The 22,758-nt window shown below is 72.4% G+C and carries 21 protein-coding genes and 2 pseudogenes; 11 read left to right on the top strand and 12 right to left on the bottom strand.

Going from position 1 to position 22,758, the window contains the following annotated elements; translation table 11 throughout:
- Positions 1–102 precede the first annotated feature (102 nt).
- Positions 103–834 (bottom strand): hypothetical protein, encoded by a 732-nt coding sequence (locus tag K377_RS04935; protein ID WP_146614683.1) that lies wholly within the window; start codon positions 832–834, stop codon positions 103–105.
- Positions 835–1,103: 269 nt separating this feature from the next.
- On the opposite strand from K377_RS04935, the gene K377_RS04940 reads away from it, so the two are divergent.
- Entirely contained in the window at positions 1,104–1,658 is a 555-nt protein-coding gene (locus K377_RS04940) for a DUF1269 domain-containing protein (RefSeq protein WP_111661890.1), read from the top strand.
- 7 nt (positions 1,659–1,665) lie between these two features.
- Here the strand turns inward: K377_RS04940 and K377_RS04945 are convergent, their stop codons facing one another.
- The 8 genes and pseudogenes from K377_RS04945 to K377_RS04970 all read right to left on the bottom strand — a co-directional run bounded on the left by K377_RS04945 (position 1,666) and on the right by K377_RS04970 (position 7,597).
- Positions 1,666–2,391: a GAF and ANTAR domain-containing protein gene (locus K377_RS04945; RefSeq protein WP_111661891.1), complete on the bottom strand. Its 726-nt coding sequence runs from the start codon at positions 2,389–2,391 to the stop codon at positions 1,666–1,668.
- Positions 2,392–2,405: 14 nt separating this feature from the next.
- Positions 2,406–3,254 (bottom strand): ANTAR domain-containing protein, encoded by an 849-nt coding sequence (locus K377_RS04950; protein ID WP_111661892.1) that lies wholly within the window; start codon positions 3,252–3,254, stop codon positions 2,406–2,408.
- Positions 3,255–3,258: 4 nt separating this feature from the next.
- A complete protein-coding gene (locus K377_RS42130) occupies positions 3,259–3,675 on the bottom strand; it encodes a PAS domain-containing protein (RefSeq protein ID WP_237551513.1) in 417 nt (138 codons plus the stop codon).
- Between the two features lie 45 nt (positions 3,676–3,720).
- On the bottom strand, positions 3,721–4,347 hold the full coding sequence (locus K377_RS42135; RefSeq protein WP_375605909.1) for a PAS domain-containing protein: 627 nt from the start codon (positions 4,345–4,347) through the stop codon (positions 3,721–3,723).
- Positions 4,348–4,359: 12 nt separating this feature from the next.
- Positions 4,360–5,103, bottom strand: a pseudogene (locus K377_RS42140) (CheR family methyltransferase); the annotation flags it as partial.
- Positions 5,104–5,122: 19 nt separating this feature from the next.
- Positions 5,123–5,735, bottom strand: a pseudogene (locus K377_RS42815) (chemotaxis protein CheB).
- A 19-nt stretch (positions 5,736–5,754) separates the two neighbouring features.
- Positions 5,755–7,101 (bottom strand): DUF2252 domain-containing protein, encoded by a 1,347-nt coding sequence (locus K377_RS04965; protein ID WP_111661893.1) that lies wholly within the window; start codon positions 7,099–7,101, stop codon positions 5,755–5,757.
- Between the two features lie 19 nt (positions 7,102–7,120).
- Positions 7,121–7,597, bottom strand: coding sequence for a hypothetical protein (locus tag K377_RS04970; RefSeq protein WP_111661894.1), 477 nt, complete (start codon positions 7,595–7,597; stop codon positions 7,121–7,123).
- A 116-nt stretch (positions 7,598–7,713) separates the two neighbouring features.
- On the opposite strand from K377_RS04970, the gene K377_RS04975 reads away from it, so the two are divergent.
- Positions 7,714–8,916 carry a winged helix DNA-binding domain-containing protein gene (locus tag K377_RS04975; protein ID WP_111662187.1) on the top strand — a complete coding sequence of 401 codons (1,203 nt, stop codon included), beginning with the start codon at positions 7,714–7,716 and terminating at the stop codon, positions 8,914–8,916.
- 232 nt (positions 8,917–9,148) lie between these two features.
- Here K377_RS04975 and K377_RS04980 read toward each other — a convergent pair whose 3' ends face one another.
- Entirely contained in the window at positions 9,149–9,427 is a 279-nt protein-coding gene (locus K377_RS04980) for a hypothetical protein (RefSeq protein WP_237551514.1), read from the bottom strand.
- 126 nt (positions 9,428–9,553) lie between these two features.
- On the opposite strand from K377_RS04980, the gene K377_RS04985 reads away from it, so the two are divergent.
- Positions 9,554–9,916, top strand: a complete 363-nt coding sequence (locus K377_RS04985) for an arsenate reductase family protein (RefSeq protein ID WP_111661896.1) — start codon at positions 9,554–9,556, stop codon at positions 9,914–9,916.
- On the opposite strand, the gene K377_RS04990 is transcribed toward K377_RS04985, so the two are convergent.
- On the bottom strand, positions 9,913–10,710 hold the full coding sequence (locus K377_RS04990; RefSeq protein ID WP_375605904.1) for an alpha/beta fold hydrolase: 798 nt from the start codon (positions 10,708–10,710) through the stop codon (positions 9,913–9,915). The two genes, K377_RS04985 and K377_RS04990, sit on opposite strands and share 4 nt — an antisense overlap.
- Positions 10,711–10,776: 66 nt before the next feature.
- Here K377_RS04990 and K377_RS04995 point away from each other — a divergent pair, with 66 nt between their 5' ends.
- The 6 genes from K377_RS04995 to K377_RS05025 all read left to right on the top strand — a co-directional run bounded on the left by K377_RS04995 (position 10,777) and on the right by K377_RS05025 (position 17,081).
- The gene (locus K377_RS04995) at positions 10,777–11,280 is read left to right on the top strand and encodes a MarR family winged helix-turn-helix transcriptional regulator (RefSeq protein ID WP_111661898.1); all 504 of its coding nucleotides are present in this window, start codon (positions 10,777–10,779) and stop codon (positions 11,278–11,280) included.
- A gap of 90 nt (positions 11,281–11,370) precedes the next feature.
- The gene (glnII, locus tag K377_RS05000) at positions 11,371–12,402 is read left to right on the top strand and encodes a glutamine synthetase (protein ID WP_111661899.1); all 1,032 of its coding nucleotides are present in this window, start codon (positions 11,371–11,373) and stop codon (positions 12,400–12,402) included.
- A gap of 315 nt (positions 12,403–12,717) precedes the next feature.
- Positions 12,718–13,296 (top strand): winged helix-turn-helix domain-containing protein, encoded by a 579-nt coding sequence (locus K377_RS05010; protein WP_111661901.1) that lies wholly within the window; start codon positions 12,718–12,720, stop codon positions 13,294–13,296.
- 152 nt (positions 13,297–13,448) lie between these two features.
- Positions 13,449–14,714 carry a sensor histidine kinase gene (locus K377_RS05015; RefSeq protein WP_111661902.1) on the top strand — a complete coding sequence of 422 codons (1,266 nt, stop codon included), beginning with the start codon at positions 13,449–13,451 and terminating at the stop codon, positions 14,712–14,714.
- A complete protein-coding gene (locus K377_RS05020; protein ID WP_111661903.1) occupies positions 14,699–15,349 on the top strand; it encodes a response regulator transcription factor in 651 nt (216 codons plus the stop codon). Before K377_RS05015 ends, K377_RS05020 begins: the two co-directional genes overlap by 16 nt.
- Positions 15,350–15,590: 241 nt before the next feature.
- A complete protein-coding gene (locus K377_RS05025; protein WP_161195043.1) occupies positions 15,591–17,081 on the top strand; it encodes a DUF1996 domain-containing protein in 1,491 nt (496 codons plus the stop codon).
- 62 nt (positions 17,082–17,143) lie between these two features.
- On the opposite strand, the gene K377_RS05030 is transcribed toward K377_RS05025, so the two are convergent.
- Positions 17,144–17,563: a hypothetical protein gene (locus tag K377_RS05030; protein ID WP_111661905.1), complete on the bottom strand. Its 420-nt coding sequence runs from the start codon at positions 17,561–17,563 to the stop codon at positions 17,144–17,146.
- A gap of 129 nt (positions 17,564–17,692) precedes the next feature.
- Between K377_RS05030 and K377_RS05035 the strand changes: the two genes are divergently transcribed.
- Positions 17,693–20,800, top strand: coding sequence for an alpha-N-acetylglucosaminidase (locus tag K377_RS05035; protein WP_111661906.1), 3,108 nt, complete (start codon positions 17,693–17,695; stop codon positions 20,798–20,800).
- A 55-nt stretch (positions 20,801–20,855) separates the two neighbouring features.
- A complete protein-coding gene (locus K377_RS05040) occupies positions 20,856–22,742 on the top strand; it encodes a hypothetical protein (RefSeq protein WP_111661907.1) in 1,887 nt (628 codons plus the stop codon).
- Positions 22,743–22,758: the final 16 nt, after the last annotated feature.

Below are 22,758 nucleotides of genomic sequence, written 5' to 3' on the forward strand. Positions count from 1 at the left end.
CCTGGTCGGACGCCCGGGGAACAGCCCCTGCACACGAGCCCCGCCATCCTCTCCGGAGAATGGCGGGGCTCAGTCGTCATGCGGGGTGGCGGCCGTGGCGGTTCAGCCGATCTCTTCTCCGGCCTCCTCCGGCAGGTCGGCCGTCAGCCGTGTCATCAGGGCCCGGCCTTCTCCGTGCCGCAGGTCATCGGGGCCGTAGAGGTGCCTCGGCCAGTACGCCCGGTCCTCGATCCAGGGGACGCCCATCGGTGACTCGGCCGTGCTGCCGTGGAGTTCGAGGGTGCCGACGGGCTTCACGGGCAGGTCCGCCGGGAGTTTGGCCGTCCCCAGGAAGCTGCGCGAAGCCTGGGGCAGCGGTCTGAGTTCCAGGATCGATTCGGGCCGGACCTCGTCGCCGCCCGCGGCCGGGAACAGCACCAGCAGGGCGGTGCCGCCCCAGGGCGGGTCGTACACCAGGGCGTACCGCTGGGGCTCGGGGTCGGGTGCGCAGGCCGCTCGGGCCAGGGCCCGGGCCGTCGCCCCACCGGCTCCGCGGAGGCGGTAGGCACCGTGCAGGGCCAGGCCGATCGCCACCACGAGCAGGAGCAGCGCCCGAGGAGCCAGCCCGGAGGAGCCCGCCAGCGCGTAGATCGCCAGGACGACCACCGCGGAGAGCGCCGCCCCGGCGAGGCTGGACAGGCCCGACATCCTGCGCAGCGTCAGCACCCGCCACCACGGCACCCTCCGGATGTCCGCCTCCCGACGGCCGCGCGCCCCGGGCCTGGGCAGTGCGGCCTGGCGCCGCGCCTCGGCCGTGAGCCGCGCGAACGTGGGCGCCCCGGATCTCGGCGCCACGTCCTGTCCACCATTTCCACCGTCGTGCGACATCGGGCCCTCTATTCCCCGCGGGACTCGTCCCGCACCCCAAGTTGCTTCAGCGTGCACGGACTTTAACCGCGTCATGTGAACCGCAGACGAACTTCTCAGGACGTACGCCACCGCGGGGACCTCATGCCACCGCAGAGTCCCGGCCCCGCTCCCGAGATCCCAGAAGGCGTAAATCAGGCAAAAGACTTAAACTCGGGCACGTCGCACACGCTGAAGCAGCCTCGGAGGAGTGCCCCATGAGCAATCTGTTCGTCGTCGCGTACAACGACCTCGCCACCGCCAACCAGGTCCGCGACAAGGTCCTTTCGCTGACCCGGGAGCACCTCGTCGAGCTGGAGGACATCGTCGTGGTCGAGCGGCGGGAGAGCGACGGGAAGATCAAGCTGCATCAGGCCGTGAACCACACCGCGACCGGGGCCGCGGGCGGTGCGCTGTGGGGCGGGGTCATCGGGATGCTGTTCCTGGTGCCGTTCCTGGGCGCGGCCGTGGGCGCCGCCGCGGGAGCCGCCGGCGGGGCCGTCACGGACACCGGGATCAACGACGGCTTCATGAAGGAGCTGAGCCAGAATCTGCGGCCGGGCGCCGCCGCCGTGTTCGCCCTGGTGAAGCAGGCGGCCCAGGACAAGGTCATTCCGGAACTCGCCGTGTTCGGGGGTCAGTTGGTGCAGACGTCGCTGAGCAACGAGGAAGAGGAGTCGCTGCGCGAGATGGCGCAGGCCGCTCAGCAGAAGGCCCAGCAGAAGGCCCAGGAGACGGCTCAGCAGGAGAGCGCTCAGGGCGCCGGAGCCTGACGAGCCGTCACCGGAAGGGCAGTTCGCCCGGGCGCTCCGTGATCTGCCGGGCCACATGCGCCACCTTCAGCTGATGGGAACGCGCATACCGCCGTAACCGCTCGAACGCCTCGTCCACTGGAATGCCGTACCGGGCCGAGACGATGCCCTTGGCCTGTTCGACGACGACCCTGCTGGACAGCGCGTGCTCCAACTGTCCTGCCAGAACGCGGCTTTCGCTCACCTCACGCTGGAGCGCGAGGGTGTGCGCGGCGGCCTCGGCGAAGAGGCGGGCGAGGGTCAGCGCCCGCTCGTCGAGGCGGCGGTCCTGCGCGTCGAACAGGATGAGGGCGCCGGTCGGCCCTTCCTTGGCGGGCAGCGGCAGCGCGGTGATCCGGCCGTGGCCCAGCGCCGTGACGCGGGCCGACCAACGCGGCCAGCGGACGCGCGTGGGCGGGGTGGTCACGTCCACGTCGATGAGGGCGCAGCCGGTGGTGCGGGCGTCGTGACCGGGACCCTCCTGCCATCCGGTGGCGTCCTCCTCCAGACCGCGCAGGGCGCTCATCGTGCCCTGTGTCTGCACGGTCCCGCCCGCCGTGGAGAGGTAGTGCACACTCGCGGCCCGGGCGCCGAAGAGCCTGCTGCCGCCCTCCACCAGGGCGGTCAGCAGGACCTGCGTGTCGAGCGGATCGCGGGCCGCCTCGCCCGTCAACCGGGCGAAGATCGAGGCGAGTTCCTGCTCATGCAGCACCACGGTACGAACCCTTCTCAGCCGAGGTCGAGTTGTCGGTCGACGATATCCGCCGCCACATCGCCGATGGAGCGCCCGTCGGCGAACGCCCGCGCTTTGACCAGTTCCAGCGCATCGCCGATGGAGCAGTCGAGCTGGACGGCCACCACTCCGGCGGCCTGGTGCACCACCGCCCGGCGGTCGATGCCGCCGAGCAGACCGGGGCCGGCGTCCCCGCCGAGCAGCACGCTGCGCGTCAGCGCGTCGGCGATCCGGCTGAAAAGCGCCGTGGACGCGGTCGCCGGGTGCGGGTCGAAGACCGCGAGAGCCCCTATGCACTCTCCCGGTGCCTCCAGCGGCACGGCCACCACCCGGGCGATGCCGAGCGCCGCCACGGCCGGGCCGTATCCGGGCCAGCGGCCGCTGAGCGCACCACCGGATGCCGCGACCGGCGCACGGGCGACTACCGCGTCCTGCACCGGACCCTCCCCGAGGATGTACTCCAAGTCCTGTGCCTCGCGCGCGGGTTGGTCGGAGGACGCGGTCACGAGCTGGTTGCGCTCATGGTCCACGAGGGTCACGGCGACGCTCTCCGTTCCGCATGCCTCGGCGACGCCGGTCATGAAAAAGGGCGGCGGACCCTCACCGCGGCTCCACTGACCGGCCCGACGGGCATGGGCCTCCAGGAGTTCCGCGGCGTCCCGGTGGCGGGAGGCGGTGCCGTGGTGCATCTCGGCGAGCCGCCGGAACGCAGCGTCGGCGAGCCTTCCCGACAGTGACTCGTAGCGCTCCGCGAGCAGCGAGGCGCGGTCCGCGCGCTCACGCGCGCGAGCCGCGCGCTGCCAGGCCAGCGCGGCCTGATCGGGCGGGTCGCCCCCGAGGTCCATGCGCTCAGCGTACGCCTGCGGACCCCTCCGCACCCGGGCTACGGCCCTCTTCCATCAGAAGGACAACGCCTCCGTGCTGGCCGCCGAAGGGACTGCACTGAACCCTGCAACTCATGTGGCGGCCGAAGCGGTTGACCGCGTCGATCTCCATGGAGGCACCACGCTTTCCGGTCCTGATGCACTCCTCCGCCATGGCCCGCAGCGACTGTGTGGGCAGACCGAAGTCCAGGCCGAAGAAGGGCTCGTCGAGCACCTCGTCCAGGCGCAGACCCCACAGGTCGGCGGCTCCCAGGTTCCAGCTCTTGACCTGGAAGTCCTGGTCGAGGACGACGACGGCGGCCGCGATGGAGGTGAGGACGCCCTCCAGGAAGGAGCGGGCCTCGTCCATCTCCTCGCTGCGGATGCGCATCTCCTCGTTCATCGTCTCCAGTTCCTCGTTCCCGGACTGGAGTTCCTCGTTCGTCGACTACAACTCCTCGATGGAGGACTGGAGTTCCTCGTTCGCCGTCTCCAGCTCCTCGTTCGTCGACTGGAGTTCCTCGTACGCCGTTTCCAGGTCCTCGCGTACGCGTTTGACCTCGGCCTTGAGCTGGGTGGCGACGGTGACGTCGGTGAACGTGATGCTGGTGGCCGCGGGCAGTCCGCTGCTGCCGACCAGCGGCTGGACCAGGATGTCGAAGAACTGGACGTCCTCGCCGACCCTGCGCTCCGCCCCGTTGACCCGCAGGGTGCGGCGCTCGTGCGTGGCCTGGTCAATCAGGGAGCGCAGCTCGACCGGGCGGTAGGAGATCTCCAGGTCCCGGAAGGGACGGCCGATGTCGTTGGCGGTCAGGCCGAACTGGCCGCGGGCGAGATTGTTGATGAGCACGACCAGGCCCTCGGCGTCCACGGCGAGGGCGGCGCCGGGCGAGGCGTCGAGGATCAGATCGCGCAGCTGCCGGTTGCGCGCCACGCTCTGCATCTCGCCGAGGCCGCCGGGGCGCAGTTTCAGCGGCGCGGGCTGGTAGGGCGTGGTGGAGCCGCCGGGGCGGCGGCGGAAGATGCGCTGGCGCATGCTGATGACGTCGAAGCGGTCGGCGTCGTTGAGCAGCATCTCGGCCTTGCAGAGGAACAGGAAGGCGTTCTCGCGCAGCGCGAAGTGGAACCGGTCGACGATCTGGGTCTGCGCCTCCACATTGAAGTACATCAGCGTGTTGCGGCACACCAGCAGGTCGAACCGGGAGATCGGGGCGTCGCGGGTGATGTCGTGACGGCCGAAGATGACCCGGCGGCGCAGGTCGGAGCGGAAGCCGTACTGCGGGCCGTTCCGCTCGAGTTACTTCTCGCGCAGTTCGGCGGCGAGCGGCTCCAGGGTCCTGGCCGGGTAGAGGCCGGAGCGGGCGTCGCGCAGCGCCTCGTCGTCGATGTCGGTGCCGTAGATCTTCACCCGCTGGAGGGTTTCCTCAATGCCGAGGGCCTCCGCGAACATGATCGCCAGCGAGTACGCCTCCTCGCCGCTGGAGCAGCCCGCGCTCCACACCCGGATCTCGTCCTCGGGCGCGAGCGAGGAGAGGATCTCGGGGACCACCTCGCGCTGGAGATAGGTCCAGGCGTCGGTGTCACGGAAGATCGACGTGACGTTGATGAGGATGGTGTTGAACAGCGCGCCGAACTCGTCGGCGTTCGTCTCCAGCTGGTCGCGGTAGTCCGCGTACGTGTCGATGCCGACGTCGGCCATCCGCTTGCGGATGCGGCGCCCCAGGGAGGAGCGCTTGTATCCGGTGAAATCGAACCCACGGGCGTCCCGCAGGAAGCCGAGCAGTTCCTCCAGCTCCTCGTCCGTCTCCGCGTCGCGCGGCGCCCCGCTCATCGCTGCCTACCTCAAGCCTCTACCTGTCGACAAGTCCCCGGATCACCGCGGGGATTTCTTCCAGAGGTAGCACGAAGTCGACCGCTCCGGTCCCCACCGCGGCCTCCGGCATTCCCCCGAATTCGGCCGTCTCCGGATCCTGGGCGATCACGGTACCGCCTCGTGACTTCACCGCCTCCACACCCATCGCTCCGTCGTTTCCCGTGCCGGACAGGACGATGGCGACGGCGCGCGCCGCAGGTCCCGGCGACGGACTCGAAGAGGAGGTCCGCGGAGGGGCGCAGGAAGTGGACGAGCTCGCTCTGGGAGAGGGAGAGGGTGCCGTCGGCGCCGACCAGGAGATGCCGGTCGGGTGGCGCGACGTAGACGGTGCCGGGGCGGGCCGTGTCGCCCTGCTCGGCGAGTTTGACGCCGAGCCCCGTGCGGCGGCCCAGGATTCCGGCGAGGACCGTGCGGTGCCGTGGATCCAGGTGCTGGACGACGAGGACGGGCAGGGGGAATCGCTCGTCCAGGCCGCCGAGCAGCACGGTCAGGGCGTGGATGCCGCCGGCCGACGTGGCGACGGCCACGACCGCGAAGCTGTCGGAAGGATGGTGCTCGGGCTGCGGCACATCACTCAGGTCAGTGCTCATGTCGTGCCGTACGCAGGCTTTACAGGCCCGGGTTGGCGGTCACCACGCCGTCGGCGACGGCCCGGCGCAGCGCGGTGTGGTCGCGGGCGGTCTGGTCCGCGTAGCGCAGGGCGAAGGTGGCGACGGCGCGGTCGAAGGTGTCGGCGCCGCCCAGGTAGGCGGCGATGGCGATGCGGTCGCCGGAGCGGGCGTGGGCCCGGGCGAGGGCTGTGCCGCAGAGGCGGGCGTAGGCGAGGAGTTCGTCCGGGGGCATGCCGGCGACGTCGGCCGAGGCCTTCATGTCGCGCAGTTGCCGCCAGTAGAAGGCGCGGCCCTGCGGGCCGGTCATCCAGCCGAGGAAGATGTCGCCCGCGGCCTGCATGAGGCGCTGGCCGGAGACCACGCGGTGGCCGGGGTGGAGGGTGGCGCCGGTCTGTGGCACGTACTCCTCGACGACCGAGCGCGTCGCCTCCTTGATCTGGAGGAAGAGCGGGTCGTCGGCGTCGCGTCCCGCGAGCAGGACGATGAAGCAGCGGGTGCCGACGCTGCCGACGCCGACCACTTTGCGGGCGGCGTCCACGAAGCGGTAGCGGTCGAGGAGGCGGCGGCGCTCCTCGGCGAGCGTGGAGCGGTAGTCGCCGAACATCTTCCGGATCGCGGCGGCGTCGGAGACTCCCGCCGGTTCGAGCAGCGGCGGGTCGTTGACGATGCGGCGGCGGCCGTCGGGAGAGAGCTCCGTGAGCTTGCCGAGGGCGTGCAGGCTGGTGCGGCGGGTGGCCTGGGCGAGGGTGCGCTCGGCGCGGGCCCGGTGGCGGGCCGAGCGGACCAGGGGCAGCAGGTCGTGGGCGTCGATCCGCTCGTACCAGACGGCGAGTTCGCCGAGTCCGGCGAGGCGTCGCATGGTGGTGCGGTACGCGGTCACGCCCGCCCGCGCGGCCTGGTGGGCCTGCTTGTCGCTGTGGCCGTTGTCGCGGGCGGCGACGGCGACCGAGGCGGCGAGCCGTTTGACGTCCCACTCGAAGGGGCCGGGGCAGGTCTCGTCGAAGTCGTTCAGGTCGAAGAGCAGCGCGCGCTCGGGTGAGGCGAAGAGGCCGAAGTTCAGCAGGTGCGCGTCGCCGCAGAGCTGGACGGTGAGGCCGGTGTGCGTGCCGGTCGCGAGGTCGCCGGCCATCACGGCGGCGGCGCCCCGCAGGAACGCGAACGGGCCGGCGGCCATCCGCCCGTACCGGATGGGCAGCAGGTCGGCGAGGCGGTCGGCGCCCTGGCGTTCCAGGACCAGGACGGGGTCGAGGCGGTCGGCGGACGGTATCCAGGGCCCGTGCGAGGAGCGGGGGGCGTGCTTGCGGGCCTGCCTGCCGTGGGCGGCGCGTTGGTCGGGGCTGCTCATGGCGTGCGCGCCCCGCCGGTCAGTGGCGCAGCGCGCGGGCCACGTCGGCGGTGACGTCGCCGTCGAGGGAGCGGTTGGAGCGGGCCGTGGCCTTCTTCGACGCGCCGGCGCCGACGTCGTTCACCGTGACCACGACGGTGTCGAGCAGATTGCCGCCCTTGTCGCGGAACTCGACCTGGACCGCGTACGACTTGCTGGACGACTGGCCGTTGTCGACGGTGACCGGGACGGTGGCGCGGCCGTCGTCGGTCGCCACGTCGCCGAGCTCGACATCGTCCTTGGCGTTGACGCCGCCCTTGAACTCGTCGATCTTCTTGCCCGCCTCGGCCGTCGCGGAGGCGACCGTGTCGGCGGCCTTGGAGGCGGCGGAGCCGACCTTCGACGCCGCCTCGGAGGGGCTGGTGTCGCTGTCGGAGCAGCCGGCCACGGTCAGGGCCAGCGCCACCGCGGCCACCGCCGCGCCCGTCGCCCGTACGCCGCTTCGCCTGTGAGCCATCCCGAACACCTCCGCTCGACGGTTACTCCTCCTGGTCGACCCAGTCAACGGGGGCCGGTGGTGAGGCCGCATGCCCAGTACGGCAAACGGGTGGCCGCCGCGGAAAGATGGACGCCATGAGTCCTACGACGGTTGCTCCGGCCCGGCACATCGGCGACGAGGAGCGGAGGATCCGGCTGGCCCGCGCGCATCTGCTCTCCCCCGCGGCCCGGGCGGGCACGCCGCTGGAGGTGGCCCGGTCCATGGTGGCGCTGCACGGCACGGACCCGGCGACGGTGTATCTGGCGGTCGGCGCGCGGCTCGCCGACCCGGCGGGGACGGTCGCCGGGGTCGAGGCGGCGCTGTACGAGGAGCGGTCGCTGGTGCGGATGCACGGGATGCGGCACACGGTGTTCGTGTTCCCGTCGGAGCTGGCCGCCACCGTGCACGCCTCGACGGGGCTCGCGGTCGCGGCCAAGGCGCGGGCCGGGCTGCTCAAGGACATGGTGAGCGGCAGCGACGGGCGGCTGACGCCCGAGTGGCTGGCGGAGGTGGAGGCGTCGGCGCTGGCCGCGCTGGAGCGGCGCGGGCAGGCCACGGTGGCCGAACTGACCGTCGACGAGCCGCGGTTGAAGGAGAGTTTCGTCTACGGCAGGGGCCGGAGCTACGAGGCGCCGCACACCGTGCCGTCGCGGCTGATGCGGGTGCTGGGGGTCGAGGGGCGGGTGGTGCGGGGGCGGCCGCTCGGCTCCTGGACCTCGACCCAGTTCCGCTGGGCGGTCGCGCCGCCGCATCCCGAACGTCCGGTCGCCGAGGCCCAGTCGGAGCTGTTGCGGCGCTGGCTGGCGGTGTGCGGGCCCGCCACGGAGGCGGATCTGAAGTGGTGGACGGGGTGGAAGGTGACGGAGGTGCGCAGGGCGCTCGCCGCGGTGGGGGCCGTGGTGGTGTCGCTGGACGGGGGCGGCACCGGGTATGTCCTCGCGGACGGTCTCGGGGCGCCGGAGGGTGAGCCCGGTCCCTGGGCCGCGCTGCTTCCCGGGCTCGATCCGACGGCCATGGGGTGGCAGGAACGCGACTGGTACTGCCCGCCGGAGCTGCGCTCCGCGCTCTTCGACCGCAGCGGGAACATCGGGCCTACCGTGTGGTGGAACGGGCGGGTCGTGGGGGGTTGGGGGCAGCGGGAGGGGGGTGAGGTGGTGTGGCGGTTGCTGGACGGTTCGGGGGGCCGGCGGGCTGCACGGTCCGTCGCGGCCGAGGCCGATCGCCTCACGGCGTGGCTCGCCGGAGTGCGGGTGACGCCCCGCTTCCGGACGCCTCTGGAGCGGGAGCTTGCGGGGTAGTGGTCGGGTGCGGCTCTCGTCGTGGCTGGTCGCGCAGTTCCCCGCGCCCCTGAGGCAGGCGCTTCGCGCCGCCTCCCCTTCAGAGGCTGCGCCTCTGTTGATGAGATGGCGCACGAAGTGCGCATCTCAGGGGCGCGGGGAACTGCGCGACCAGCCCCCACCGGGCCGCACGTAAGGAACTGCGCAAACGGCCCCGCCGGACCGAGGTCGGCGGGGCCGGAGGGTGGGCGGGTCAGCGGGCGTAGCGCATCAGGGCGCGCACCATGTGGCACGTGGTGTCGGACGGCGGATGGATGCCGACGAGGTCGGCCGCGGCACGGATCCTTCGGTTGTGGGCCTGCTGCGGAAGGTAGACGCCGGAGTCGAGCAGAGCGATCGCCAGGCGCATGGCCTTGAGGCGACGGTTGTGCGTGATGTACCAGTCACGGGGCTGCCCCGCGGGCAGCGCCTTCTTGGCCAGTGGTGTGTACGGAAGATCGATCAGCATGGGTGCGGCAGCGGGCACGGGCATCCTCCTGTCGCGCATTCTCAAGAGCCCCCGAAGCTCTCGAACACTGCTTCTATTCTACTGCTCACCACTGACAAAAGCCGCTGGCCAAGCCCTAGTTGACGGGGTCCCTCGCGTACCGTTGGCCCCATGGAAATCTGGATCAACCCGGCCTGCTCGAAGTGCCGCAGCGCACTCTCCCTGCTCGACGCGGAGGGCGCCGACTACACCGTCCGCCGGTACCTGGAGGAGGTCCCCACGCCGGACGAGATCCGTGCCGTGCTCGGCCGGCTCGGGCTCGAACCGTGGGACATCACCCGCACCCAGGAGGCCGCCGCGAAGGAGCTGGGCCTCAAGGAGTGGGCGCGCGACGCGACCGCCCGGGACCGCTGGATCGAGGCACTCGCCGAACACCCGAAGCTGATCCAGCGCCCGATCATCACCGCCGACGACGGCACCGCGGTGGTGGCCCGCAGCGAGGAGGCGGTACGGGAGGCGCTGGGACGGAGTTAGGCAAGCAACTCCGCCAGTTCCGAGCCGAGTTGCTGCGGCATACCGTGGTGCGAGACGCCCGGGATCACGGTGACCGCCGCCCCGGCCCGGGCCGCCACCCTGGTCACGTCGTGCGCCCTGCTGTCCCCCGCGAGCACCACCCGTACCGGCACCGCCGCGTCGCCCACCGGCAGCCGGCCCGTCACCGGTCGTGCCCCGCGGAAGCCGGCCGCCGCCTCCTGGAGGGCGAGCCAGTCGGCGTCCAGGTCGGCCCCGCGTGTCTCCCAGTCCAGGAACCGGCGGACCCGGCCGGGCGTGGGCCGCAGCAGCATCGGCAGGGCGCGCAGCAGATACCCGGGAGCGAAGCCCGCGTAGCAGCGGGTGGGGTCGAGGAGGGTGAGGCGGCGCACCCGTCCCGTGCCCCGCAGCGCGTACTGGAGCGCGATCCACGCGCCGTACGAGTGGCCGCACAGGTCCGCCTCCGGCACACCGAGCCCGTCGAGGAGCGCGTCGAGCCAGCCCGCCAGATCGGCGACGGTCCGGATCGGGCGGTCCGGGGCGGCGACGCTGCGGCCCGGCTCGCCGATCAGGTCGGGCGCGTACACGCGGTGCGCGGCGGAAAGCGGCCCGGTGTTCGCGAACCAGGTCGCGCCCGTCGCCCCGCCGCCGGGGAGCAGCAGCAGAGGCGGGGCGTCGCGCGGCCCGAGCGCATGGACGCACGTGGTGCCGTACGGCGTGGCCACGTCGAGCCGCTCGGTCCCTTCCGGCCATCTGGCCATGACCTTGTCGTACGCGTCGAAGAACTGCTGAGACACTCTGACACCCCCGGACATCTCGGCGAGCGATAATCTCGCTCAGCGAGAGAATAATGGAGGCCGCCGATGGACCACCGGAACTCCCCCGTCACCGCGGAGGCCATGGAGATCGTCCACACCCTGCGCTCGACCACGGTTCACCTCATGCTGCACAGCGCGGAGTTCGCACAGCGCAACGGCATGCACCCCACGGACGTACGGGCGCTGGCGGCCCTCATGGACGCGGCGCGGGCCGGTGAGCCGGTGACCGCGGGACGGCTCGGCAAGGAGCTGGGGCTGAACTCGGCGGGGACGACGGCGGCCGTGGACCGGCTGGAGCGGGCCGGGCACGTGCGGCGGGTGCGCGATCCGGAGGACCGGCGGCGGGTGCTCGTCGAGGTGACCGAGGGCGCGGTCGCGCTGGGGCAGGAGCACTTCGGCCCGCTCATCGATGCGGCCGTGGACCTTCTGCACGGGTACAGCGAGCAGGAGCGTGCGGCGGTGCGCGGATTCCTGGAGGGTGTGCGACGGGCGGCGGCTCCATCGCATACGAGATCACGGACCCCCTCCCGCCCCGCGCGGCCCCGGTAACACGGGGTTCACAACCGGGCAACGGACGGGAAATCGCCTGTTGACATGCTTCCGGCCAGAAAGAGACCGGCTTCTGGAGGATGTGGCCCCGTGACGTTCAAGGCTGAGTACATCTGGATCGACGGCACCGAGCCGACGGCCAAGCTTCGTTCGAAGACGAAGATAATCGCCGGCTCGCCGGACGGTCTGGACGCGCTGCCGATCTGGGGCTTCGACGGGTCGTCCACGAACCAGGCCGAGGGCCACGCCTCGGACCGCGTCCTCAAGCCCGTCGCCGTGTACCCGGACCCGATCCGCGGCGGCGAGGACGTCCTCGTCATGTGCGAGGTCCTCAACATCGACATGACCCCGCACGAGTCGAACACCCGGGCCGCGCTCGCCGAGGTCGAGGAGAAGTTCGGCGCGCAGGAGCCGATCTTCGGCATCGAGCAGGAGTACACGTTCTTCGAGGGCGACCGCCCGCTCGGCTTCCCGGTCGGCGGCTTCCCCGCCGCGCAGGGCGGCTACTACTGCGGCGTCGGCACCGACGAGATCCACGGCCGTGACGTCGTCGAGGCACACCTCGACAACTGCCTCAAGGCGGGCCTGGGCATCTCCGGCATCAACGCCGAGGTCATGCCCGGCCAGTGGGAGTTCCAGGTCGGCCCGCTCGCCCCGCTCGCGGTCTCCGACCAGCTGTGGGTGGCGCGCTGGCTGCTCTACCGCACCGCCGAGGACTTCAAGGTCTCGGCCACCCTCGACCCGAAGCCGGTCAAGGGCGACTGGAACGGCGCGGGCGCGCACACGAACTTCTCGACGAAGGCGATGCGCGAGGGCTACGACGCGATCATCACCGCGTGCGAGTCGCTGGGCGAGGGCTCCAAGCCGCTCGACCACGTCAAGCACTACGGCGCCGGCATCGACGACCGCCTCACCGGCCTGCACGAGACCGCCCCGTGGAACGAGTACTCGTACGGCGTCTCCAACCGCGGCGCCTCGGTCCGCATCCCGTGGCAGGTGGAGAAGGACGGCAAGGGCTACATCGAGGACCGTCGTCCGAACGCCAACGTCGACCCGTACGTCGTCACGCGGCTCCTCGTCGACACCTGCTGCTCCGCACTGGAGAAGGCCGGCCAGGTCTGAGCGACGGCTGAATTTCGGCCATGAGGTCTCCGAGGGCGTCCGCATCTTGTGCGGGCGCCCTCTCTTTCGCGTACTCCATCTGCTTCAATACGGGTATGGCCAGCTTCCAGAACATCACCGCGCAGGGTCGTCGTCACGACCTTGAGCCGTTCTGGCCTTCCCGCCAGCACCACGACTTCGACCGGGTGTGTTGCCGCGTGTGAACGCGCAGACCCTCTAAAGCCGCCGCTCCCTCCGCGAGCAGGACGGCCTTCGGTCCGCGCGTATGACGTACGTCCTCTCCCAGACGGCCTCTCGCGCGAAGGTTGACCACTCATGGCTCACGCCCGCTCCCTCTCCGTTGCCCCCTCCCCCACCCGCACCCGGCTGCGCGCGGTCGGCAGTGACGAGGTGGACCGCCCCGACCGCCTGGTCGATGTGGTCGACGTGTCCGGGTTTCTGCCGCCGGGCGCCACACTGCTGCCCGCGCCGCCGCACACCCTGCCGGCCCTGCCGGGCAACCCGCCGATGATCGGCTACCTGGTCCTCGTACCGGCCGACCAGCAGCCGCTGCTGCCGCCCAGGCCCGCCGCCACGGCGCCTGTCGTCCCGTCGGACGGCGACGCCCTCATCGGCATCGACGGCGCGGAGCGCACCGCCAGCGTCGACGGACGCCGACTCGACCTGACCTACCTGGAGTTCGAACTCCTCGCGCACCTCGTCGCGCACCCGCACCGGGTGCACTCCCGCGACCAGCTGGTCACCACGGTGTGGGGCTACGGCCATGTCGGCGACGGCCGCACCGTGGACGTGCACGTCGCCCGGCTGCGCCGCAAGCTGGGCGCCGAGCACCGCAAGGTGATCCAGACGGTGCGCCGGGTCGGCTACAAGTACGCGCCGCCCGCGGGCCGCTGAGCCCCGCGCGCCCGTCACCCGTCCCGGGGGTGGTGCCGGCTACACCCCCGGGACGGGTGCCCGTATCACTGCCCCGGGCCGCCGCGACGGCCACACTGTGAGAACAGCGGGACGAGCGGCAGCACGGGCAGCGGAACGGGACGGGGTGCGGGATGGGTGCGCGGGTACGGAGTGCCGTCGGGGCGGGGGTGCGGGGGCTGGTGCTCGCCGCGGTCGGGCTCGCCGGATCGATCACGTTGTTCGTGCTGTCCTTGGTCTCGGTCGTCCTCGTGCCGGTGGGGATCGGCGCCGTCACCACACCCTGGGTCCTCACCCTCGTCCGGCACTGGGCGAACTGGCGGCGGGCGGTCGCCGCCGAGTGGTGCGGGGTGCGGATACCGGCGGCGTACCGGCCGTTCCCCGACGATCTGCGCGGCGGGGTCGTCGGGCAGGTGGAGCGGTGCCGGCTGCTGCTCGGCGATCCGGCGACCTGGCGGGATCTGCGCTGGCTGCTCGTCGACATGACGGCCGGGTTCGTGACGGCGCTGCTGCCCGCGGCGCTGGTCCTCTATCCGGTCGAGGGGTACGCGCTCGCGGCCGGACTGTGGCGGGTCTTCAACGATGGCTCGCGCGTCGGCTGGTGGTACGGGTTCGTGCCGATCAGCGGCGAGGGGTCCTCCCTGCTTGCGGCGCTGCTGGCGACGGCGCTCCTCGCCACCGGGCTCCGCACCGCCCCCGCCCTGCTGCGGGTGCACTTCCTCCTGACGCGGTCCGTACTGGCCCCGGCGGACGGTGAACTCGCAGCGCGCGTACGGGTGTTGACCGAGACGCGACGCGACGCCGTGGACACCTCCGCGGCCGAGCTGCGCCGTATCGAGCGCGATCTGCACGACGGGGCGCAGGCCAGGCTCGTCGCCATGGGCATGGATCTGGGCACCGTCGAGGCGCTGATCGAGAAGGATCCGGCCAAGGCGAAGGAGCTGCTCGCTCAGGCCCGGCAGTCGTCGGCCGACGCACTCGCCGAGCTGCGCGACCTGGTCCGCGGCATCCATCCGCCGGTGCTCGCCGAGCGCGGACTGGGCGATGCCGTACGGGCGTTGGCGCTGCGGCTGCCCGTGGCGACGGAGGTGGAGGTCGAGCAGGCCGGGCGGGCCGAGGCGCCGGTGGAGTCGGCCGCGTACTTCGCGATCAGCGAGGCGCTGACGAACGCGGTGAAGCACGCGGGCGCGGACCGGATTTGGGTCGACATCAGCCATGCCGACGGCCATCTGCGCGTCGCCGTCACCGACAACGGCAAGGGGGGCGCCGTGATCCGGGAGGGCGGCGGGCTGGGCGGGGTGGAGCGCCGGCTCGCTACATTCGACGGTGTCCTCGCCGTCAGCTCCCCCGCGGGCGGTCCGACCATGGTGACCATGGAGATCCCTTGCGTGTTGTCCTAGCCGAAGACCTGTTCCTGCTGCGGGACGGGCTGGTGCGGATGCTCGAGGCGTACGACTTCGAGATCGCGGCAGCCGTCGAGAGCGGGCCCGAACTCACCAAGGCGCTGGCCGAGTTGGCGCCGGATGTCGCCGTCGTCGATGTGCGGCTGCCGCCCTCGCACACCGACGAGGGCTTGCAGTGCGCGCTCGCCGCGCGGCGGGCCCGGCCCGGGTTGCCGGTGCTCGTGCTGTCGCAGCACGTGGAGCAGTTGTACGCACGCGAGCTGCTGGCGGACGGCAACGGTGGGGTCGGGTATCTGCTGAAGGACCGGGTGTTCGACGCGGAGCAGTTCGTCGACGCGGTGCGGCGGGTTGCCGCGGGCGGTACCGCGATGGACCCGCAGGTGATTCAGCAGTTGCTCGCTCGGCGTTCGGTCCAGGAGCCGCTGGGCGGGCTCACGCCGCGCGAGCTGGAGGTGCTTGAGCTGATGGCGCAGGGGCGGTCCAACGCGGCGATCGCGGCCCAACTCGTCGTCACCGAGCGCGCCATCGCCAAACACACCTCGAACATCTTCACCAAGCTGAACCTGACCGTCTCGGACGACGACAACCGCCGAGTCCTGGCGGTGCTGGCCTACCTGGATCGCGCCCCGTAAGGGGCGCGCCTGGCTCTCGGCCTGCTTTCAGCCCCGTCAGGGGCGCGGGGAACTGCGCGAGAAGCCCCACCGGGGCGCACCCGCGAACGGCGCTGAACTGGCCGCCCCTTAGAGCGCTCACCCCGCGCCGGGGTGCCGCCTTGCCCACCCTGCCGCCCCAGGCGGCAGATTGCCCAAGACGGCGGCGGCAAAATCACGCGCCCCGTTGAACGCGCGGGCCCACCGTTGCGTACGTAGTCACATGGGACGCACCTCACGGAAAAGGCGCTCATCGCTGGCGACGCGCATGACCATCGCGTCGGCCGCACTGCTCCTGGGCGGAGGTGGGCTGGTCGCGGTGAACGTGTACGCGCAGGCTCACGAAGAGAACTCCGCGGACACCGGGCAGCGCAGCGGCAGCGGCGTCGTAGCGAAGACGACCACCATCGACTGCCCGGACGTCGGCACCGCGCTGCCCGACGTACCGGACGGCGCCCGCGGCCGGGTGGACGGCGAACTGGCCGCCATGGACACCCAGATCACGCAGGCCTTCCAGCGCCTCGCGCAGAACCGGGACGCCGCCGCCCAGGACCCCGGCTGGGTCCAGAACAGCGTCCTGGGCCCGCTGAAGGCCAAACGCGGCGCCGCCCTCGACCGGATCGGGCAGAACATCCGGCGCTCGGGCGGCAGCGCGCCGCAGGGCCTCGACGGGATGGCGCAGTGCACCCAGCGCGCCACGGACGACAACGGCGGCGACTCCCCGGCACCGTCCACCGCCCCGACCGCCGGCGCCTCCGCACCCGCTTCCTCGGTACCGGCGCCCCCGCAGCAGGGCGGCGCCGCCGGCGGCCCGGTGGCGGCCGACTTCCAGGACATCACCAAGGTCAGGCCGAACGTCCAGCAGTCCAGGAACGGCCGCGGCGCGTCGACCGGCACCTTCACCACCGCGTGCGGCACCAACGCCAACAAGCTCCGCAACAGCGACAACGTGATCGTCGCCCCCGGTGTCACCAACGGCGCGCACCACATGCACGACTACGTCGGCAACCAGAGCAACAACGCCTTCGCGAGCAACGACACCTTCGCGGGCGCCGCCACCAGCTGCCGCAACCAGGGCGACAAGTCGACGTACTACTGGCCGGTGCTGCGCGTGCAGGACGGCACGCAGGAGGCCGACGCCAATCAGGACGGCGGCGGCAAGGAGGGCAACATCGGCAAGATCCTCCAGGTGCGGACGGCGAGCATCAAGTTCGTCGGCAGCCCGCGCGGCAAGGTCGTCGCGATGCCGAAGTTCCTGCGCATCATCACCGGTGACGCGAAGGCGTTCACCAACGGCACCGCGAACGCGAACGCGCACTGGAGCTGCACCGGCTTCGAGAACCGGCAGCTGACGGACAAGTACCCGATCTGCCCGCGCGGCAGCCAGGTGGTGCGCAGCTTCAAGTTCCAGAGCTGCTGGGACGGCCAGAACACCGACAGCGCCAACCACCGCACGCATGTGGCGTTCGCCGACGCTCAGGGCAACTGCCCGGCGAACTTCAAGGCGATCCCGCAGCTGACGATGCGGCTGGTGTACGACGTGCCGGCGCCGACGATCGCGAACGGCCAGGTGAAGAACCCGTATGCGGTGGACGGCTTCCCGGAGCAGCTGCACAAGCCGATCACCGACCACGACGACTTCATCAATGTCTTCTCCGACCAGTTGATGCAGCGGGCGACGGGCTGCATCAACCGGGGCGCCCGGTGTAACTGACCGGACGCCCCCTCCCGGCTGCTGCGCGGCCGGTTCAGTGGTGACCCGTGCCCGGAGCCGGGCTACTCCTCGTGACCCCCACCACCGCTACTCCCCGAGTGGTGCGAGGAGACCCGCTCCACGGTCCCGCCGAGCCGGCCGCGCAGCTTCGTCACGACCGCGTCCGGGCCGACCACGATCCACTTGCGGCCCACGAGGTAGTCGCCGCCGTAGTCGTCGGCGACGTCCAGCCACTCGGTCTGACCTCGGTCGGTGGCGAAAGTGGCCAGAACGTAGCGTCCGGTGCCGGTGCCGCAGGTCGCCTGGCGCAGTTCGGCGGCGTCGGTCTGGACCTCGGGGTCGCAGCCCGCCCGGCGGGCGATCTGTTCCAGGGTTCCGGTGGCCGTTCGGGGGATCTTCGGTGCGTCGTCGTGGGCCGCGCCCGTGGTGCATCCGGCCGCGGCCGCGGCCAGCACCGCCCCTGCCACCAGCAGCTTCCTCATCGCGCTCTCCTGTCCGGTTGTGACCGGCGGTCCGCCTGGTTCCCGCCAGCTCCGTGCGTACCGTTGAGCACGGACCTGCGCCCGGTTAGCGTGCGCCGCACCATCCGTGACGCACAGGGGGTAGCAGGTATGTCCGCGCCAACGCGACGCACGGTCATCGGCACGGCAGGTGCCATCGGTCTCGGCTCGGCCCTGGGAGTGGGGCTCGGCGCACCGGCCGCACATGCCGCTCAGGCCCTTGATACGTCGGCGGCGCGCGCCGCGCTCAAACGGCTGCTGCCGCACCACGCGGACCAGTTCACCCTCACCCTGGTCGCGGCGCGGGACGGCGTGGACCGTTTCCGGGTGTCCGGGACGCGGGGCCGTGTCGCGGTGTACGGGACGACCCCGGCGGTGCTGCTCGCCGGGGTCCACTGGTACCTGAAGTACACGTGCGGGGCGCAGATCGCCTGGAACGGCAGCCAGCTCGACCTGCCCGAGCGGCTTCCGGCGCCGTCGCGGACGCTGGAGAGATCGTCGGCGCTGCCCCACCGGTTCGCGCTGAACGACACCAACGACGGCTACACGGCGCCGTTCGCCGGCTGGTCGTACTGGGAGCACGAGCTGGACGTCCTCGCGCTGCACGGCTGCAACGAGGTGCTGGTCATCGCCGGTATGGAGGCCGTCTACCACCGGGTCCTGAAGGACTTCGGCTACAGCGACGAGGAGTCGCGGGCCTGGCTGCCCGCCCCCTCCCACCAGCCGTGGTGGCTGCTCCAGAACCTGTACGGGTACGGCGGCCCGCTCTCGGCCGAACTGATCGCCGAGCGCGCCGCGCTGGGCCGGAGGATCGTCGACCGGCTGCGTGCGCTCGGCATGACGCCGGTCATGCCCGGCTACTACGGGCATGTGCCGAAGGAGTTCGTGGAGCGCAACGGCGGGGACGCGCACGTCGTCCCGCAGGGCGTCTGGCACGGCTTCCAGCGGCCGGACTGGCTCGACCCGCGCACCGAGGCGTTCAAAGAGGTCGCCGCGTCCTTCTACGGGCATCAGCAGGACCTGTTCGGCGAGATCGACGCCTTCAAGATGGACCTGCTGCACGAGGGCGGCACCGCGGGCGACGTGCCGGTGCCGGACGCGGCGCGCGGGGTGGAGACGGCACTGCGCAAGAACCGGCCCGGCGCGACCTGGGTGATCCTCGGCTGGGAGGCGAACCCGCTGCCCGAGCTGATCGACGCCGTCGACAAGGAGAAGATGCTGATCGTCGACGGCGTCTCGGACCGGTTCACGTCGGTCACCGACCGCGAGAAGGACTGGGCGGGCACCCCGTACGCGTTCGGCACCATCCCGAACTTCGGCGGCCGCACCACGATCGGGGCCCGCGCGCACATCTGGCAGGAGAAGTTCTTCGCCTGGCGCGACAAGCCCGGCAGCGCGCTCGCGGGCACGGCGTACATGCCCGAGGGCACGGACCGCGACCCGGCCGCCTTCGAGCTGTGGTCCGAACTGGCGTGGACGGACGGCGGCCTGGACCGGGCGCGCTGGTTCGCCGGGTACGCCGACCTCCGGTACGGCGCCCGGGACAAGGACGCCCGCGCCGCCTGGCAGGCGCTGCACGAGACGGCGTACCAGCAGAAGGCGGTGGAGCGCTCCGACCCGCACGACTCGCTGTTCGCCGCCCGCCCCGACCTGTCCGCCGACCGCGCCGCCTACTACGCGCCGCGCGCCCTGACCTACGACCCGGCACGCTTCGACGCCGCGCTCACCGGGCTCCTGGGCGTGGCGGCCGGGCTGCGGCGCAGCTCCGCCTACAAGTACGACCTCGTGGACGTCGCCCGCCAGGCCCTCGCGCACCGCAGCCGCCAGCTCCTGCCCCAGCTGAAGGCGGCGTACGCGGCGAAGGACCTGCCGACGTTCAAAGCGCTCGCCACGCTGTGGCTGAAGCTGATGCGGCTCTCCGACGACGTGACGGGCACCCATCCGGCGTTCCTGCTCGGCCCGTGGATCCAGGACGCCCGCGATCTCGCGACGAGCGCCGCCGAGCGCGCCGAGTTCGAGCGCTGCGCCAAGGTGCTCATCACCGTGTGGGGCGACCGGGCCACCTCCGACCCCGGCAATCTGCACGAGTACGGCAACCGCGAATGGCACGGCCTGATGGCCGACTTCTATCTGCCGCGCTGGCAGAAGTGGCTCGACGAACTCCAGGACGCGCTGGCGGCGGGACGCGAACCCGCGGCGGTGGACTGGTTCGCGTTCGAGGAGCCGTGGACGCGGGAGACGAAGGACTATCCGCTGCGCCCGTACGGCGACGCGTACCGCACGGCCGCCCGGGTCCGCGACGTGCTGGCGGCCGCCCCCTACCAGGGCTCGGTGACGGTCACGGCGGAGCCGCCCGCGTTCCCGCCGAACGGGCACGCGCGCGTGGCCGCCACCTTCCACAACGTCAACGGGCTGCGCGCCACGGGCCGCGTCGACTTCACCCTGAAGGGCCTCGACGCCGAGCCGGAGGGCGCCACCCACCTCAGGAGCGTCGCCGCGGGCGGCGAGGGCACCGTGGCCTGGCGGGCGAGCGCCCCGGCCGCCCCGCTCGACAAGCCGCTGCGCCCGCTGCCGTACGAGATCGACGTCACCTACGGGCCCGCGGGCGCGGACCGGATCACCGCCGTCCACACCGGCACCCTGTTCGAGGCGGGACCGCTCGACGCGGGCTGGAAGACGTACACCAACAACGGAGCGTTCTTCGGGCAGTTGGGGGACGCGTTCGCGATCGACGGCGGTGGCGCCGATCTGTGGAAGGGCACGACGGAGTTCGGCACGGTGTACCGGCCGGGCGCCTTCACGGACGGTACGTCGGTGGTGCTGCGCGTCGACCGCCAGGACGTGACCGGCGCCTGGGCGCGGGCCGGCATCATCGTGCGCAACTCCCTGGCCACGCCCGGCTCGGCGGGCTTCGTCAATCTGTCGGTCACGCCGTCGAACGGGGTCGTCCTCTCCTACGACACGAACGGTGACGGCACCTTGGACACGTACAAACGCCTTACGGGCATCAAGGCGCCGGTGCTGCTGCGGCTGACCCGGTCCGGGGGCTCCGTCACCGGCGCGTGCTCGGCCGACGGCGGCGCGACCTGGCGGACCGTGGCCACGGCGGCCGTGCCGGGGGCGGCGGCGACGCAGGACGTGGGGCTGTTCATGAGCGCGACGAACGGCGGGAACGGGGCGCGCGGCACGGTGGAGTTCAGCGGCTGGCAGCTGACGTAGCGGCCGGCTGTGACCATCCCACGATTCGCTCGTTCAGCTCAGCGTGCAGTCAAAGGTGCAGCAATCCGAGCCCTCGTCCCCCGCCGCACCCGCCCCGGCCGACGTGATCGACGTCGAGCAGGCGGAGGCGGCCCTGGTCGAGCACTATCCGCGCCTGGTCCGTCTCGCCTATCTGGTGCTGCCGCCGGGCCTCGGCCGCAACCGCCGGGTGCTCACCGCCCACTCCGTCGCGCAGCGCGCGCTGCCCCGCGGCCGGACGGCGCCCGCGCCGACGGCCGCCGGCGACCCGGGCTACGCCTACGTCCGGCTGCGGGTGCTGCGCAGCGCCCTGGACGCGGGGCTTCCGCTGCGCCGCGCGGCCTGGCCCAAGCGCGCCCAACTGCCGCCGCTGCTGCCGCAGGTGTGGGGGCTGCGGCTGTTCCCGAAGTCCGGCGGCGCCGATGAACTCGCCCTGGACCAGAAGCTCTCCGCGCTCGACGGCCCGGCGCGCGCCGCGTACGTGCTGCGCGGTCTGGAGCGGCTCGACGACACCACGGTCCGCACGACGCTGCTGGCCGCGGGCTGCACCCCCGACGTCGCCGCGACCGCGCTGACCGCGGCGGCGGAGGTCGAGACGCAGCCCGCGCTGCTCGCCTCCCCCGAGTTCGACGCGTGCTCCCTGCACGCCCGCCCCACCGACCTGATGCGCCGCCGCCAGCACGCGAAGGCCGCCGTCGTCGGGCTCGCCGCGCTCGTGGTGTGCGGGGCGCTGCTCGGGCTGCCCGGCAGCGACAGCTGGGGCCCCGACGGCGCGGCGGCGCCGCCGTACGCCCGCAATCCGGCGGGCCAGGCCGCGCTGGATCCGGCGAAGCTGACGCGGGTGGTCCCGACGGCCTGGGAGAGTTCCGCGCGCCTGGACTTCTCGGTGTGGCCCGCGCGCGGCCCGCTCGCCGACGACACGGACCTGCTGCGCCGTGCTCTCGCGGTGTGGGCGCGGCCCGGCCCGTCCGTGCAGGTGTCGGCGACGCCCGGCACGGCGGCGGGCGCGCCGCCCGGACCGGCGCAGTTGCTGTACGCGGGGGAGATCGACCAGGCGCGCGTCGTCGTCCTCTACGACGGTCTGCGCGTCGTCCGCTACGCCGAGCCGATGAGCGGGACGAGCGGCGCCGCCCTCGACTTCGCGCGGGTCGACGGGGCGGACGCGGCCGGGTCGAGCGCGGTCGTCCTGGACCGCGCGGACGGCAACGTCCGCTATCTGACGGCCCCTTGGGTGACCGGGGCCGCCGTCCGCGATCTGCTGAAGCCGGACGCGGCGGCCCTGAAGCTGTCCCGTACGGCGGACGGCGCCACCGCGCCGTTCGCCAGCCCGGCCGTCTCCAGCGGCTGTACGTCGTGGAACGCGCTGGCGCTGACCGACGCCACCGGCACCCGGCTCACCACCGACCTGGGCGAGCTGGTCCCCGCGCGGCTCACCTCGGGCAGCCCGGACGCGCCGCGCGACTCGGCGCCCGCCGACTGGGCGGCCACCGCCTGCTCGCTGGCCGCCGACCGCTCGCACGGGGTGCGCTCGGTCAACTCCTGGCCGTACGCCGAGCAGGAGCTGCCCGAGGCCAACGGCACCGCGGAGTGGGTGTGCACCCGCGCCGAGACCTGGCAGGGCGGCAGCCCGCGCACCCTCGGCCTGTTCCGCACCCCGGGCGCGACGGCCGCGGTGGTCGCCGCGAAGTCGCAGACCTCGCCCGCGTGCGGCTCCCGCTACCCGCTGGTCCTGGCCGGGGTCCGCTGGAAGTCGCGGGCCGGGGTCTGGTACCTCATCGCGGCGGGCAGCAAGAAGGTCGACGCGGTGACGGCGGCGGGGTCCACGGTCCCGGGGAACCTGCTGGCGGTGAAGGTGGCGCGAGGCGCGAAGGTGTCGCTGACCGGGAGCACGGCGGGCGGCGCGAAGGTGACGACGCTGAAGTAGGGCCTTCTGGCGGACC

Origin of the sequence: Streptomyces sp. PsTaAH-137, assembly GCF_003259365.1 — a bacterium.
Classification (GTDB): domain Bacteria; phylum Actinomycetota; class Actinomycetes; order Streptomycetales; family Streptomycetaceae; genus Streptomyces.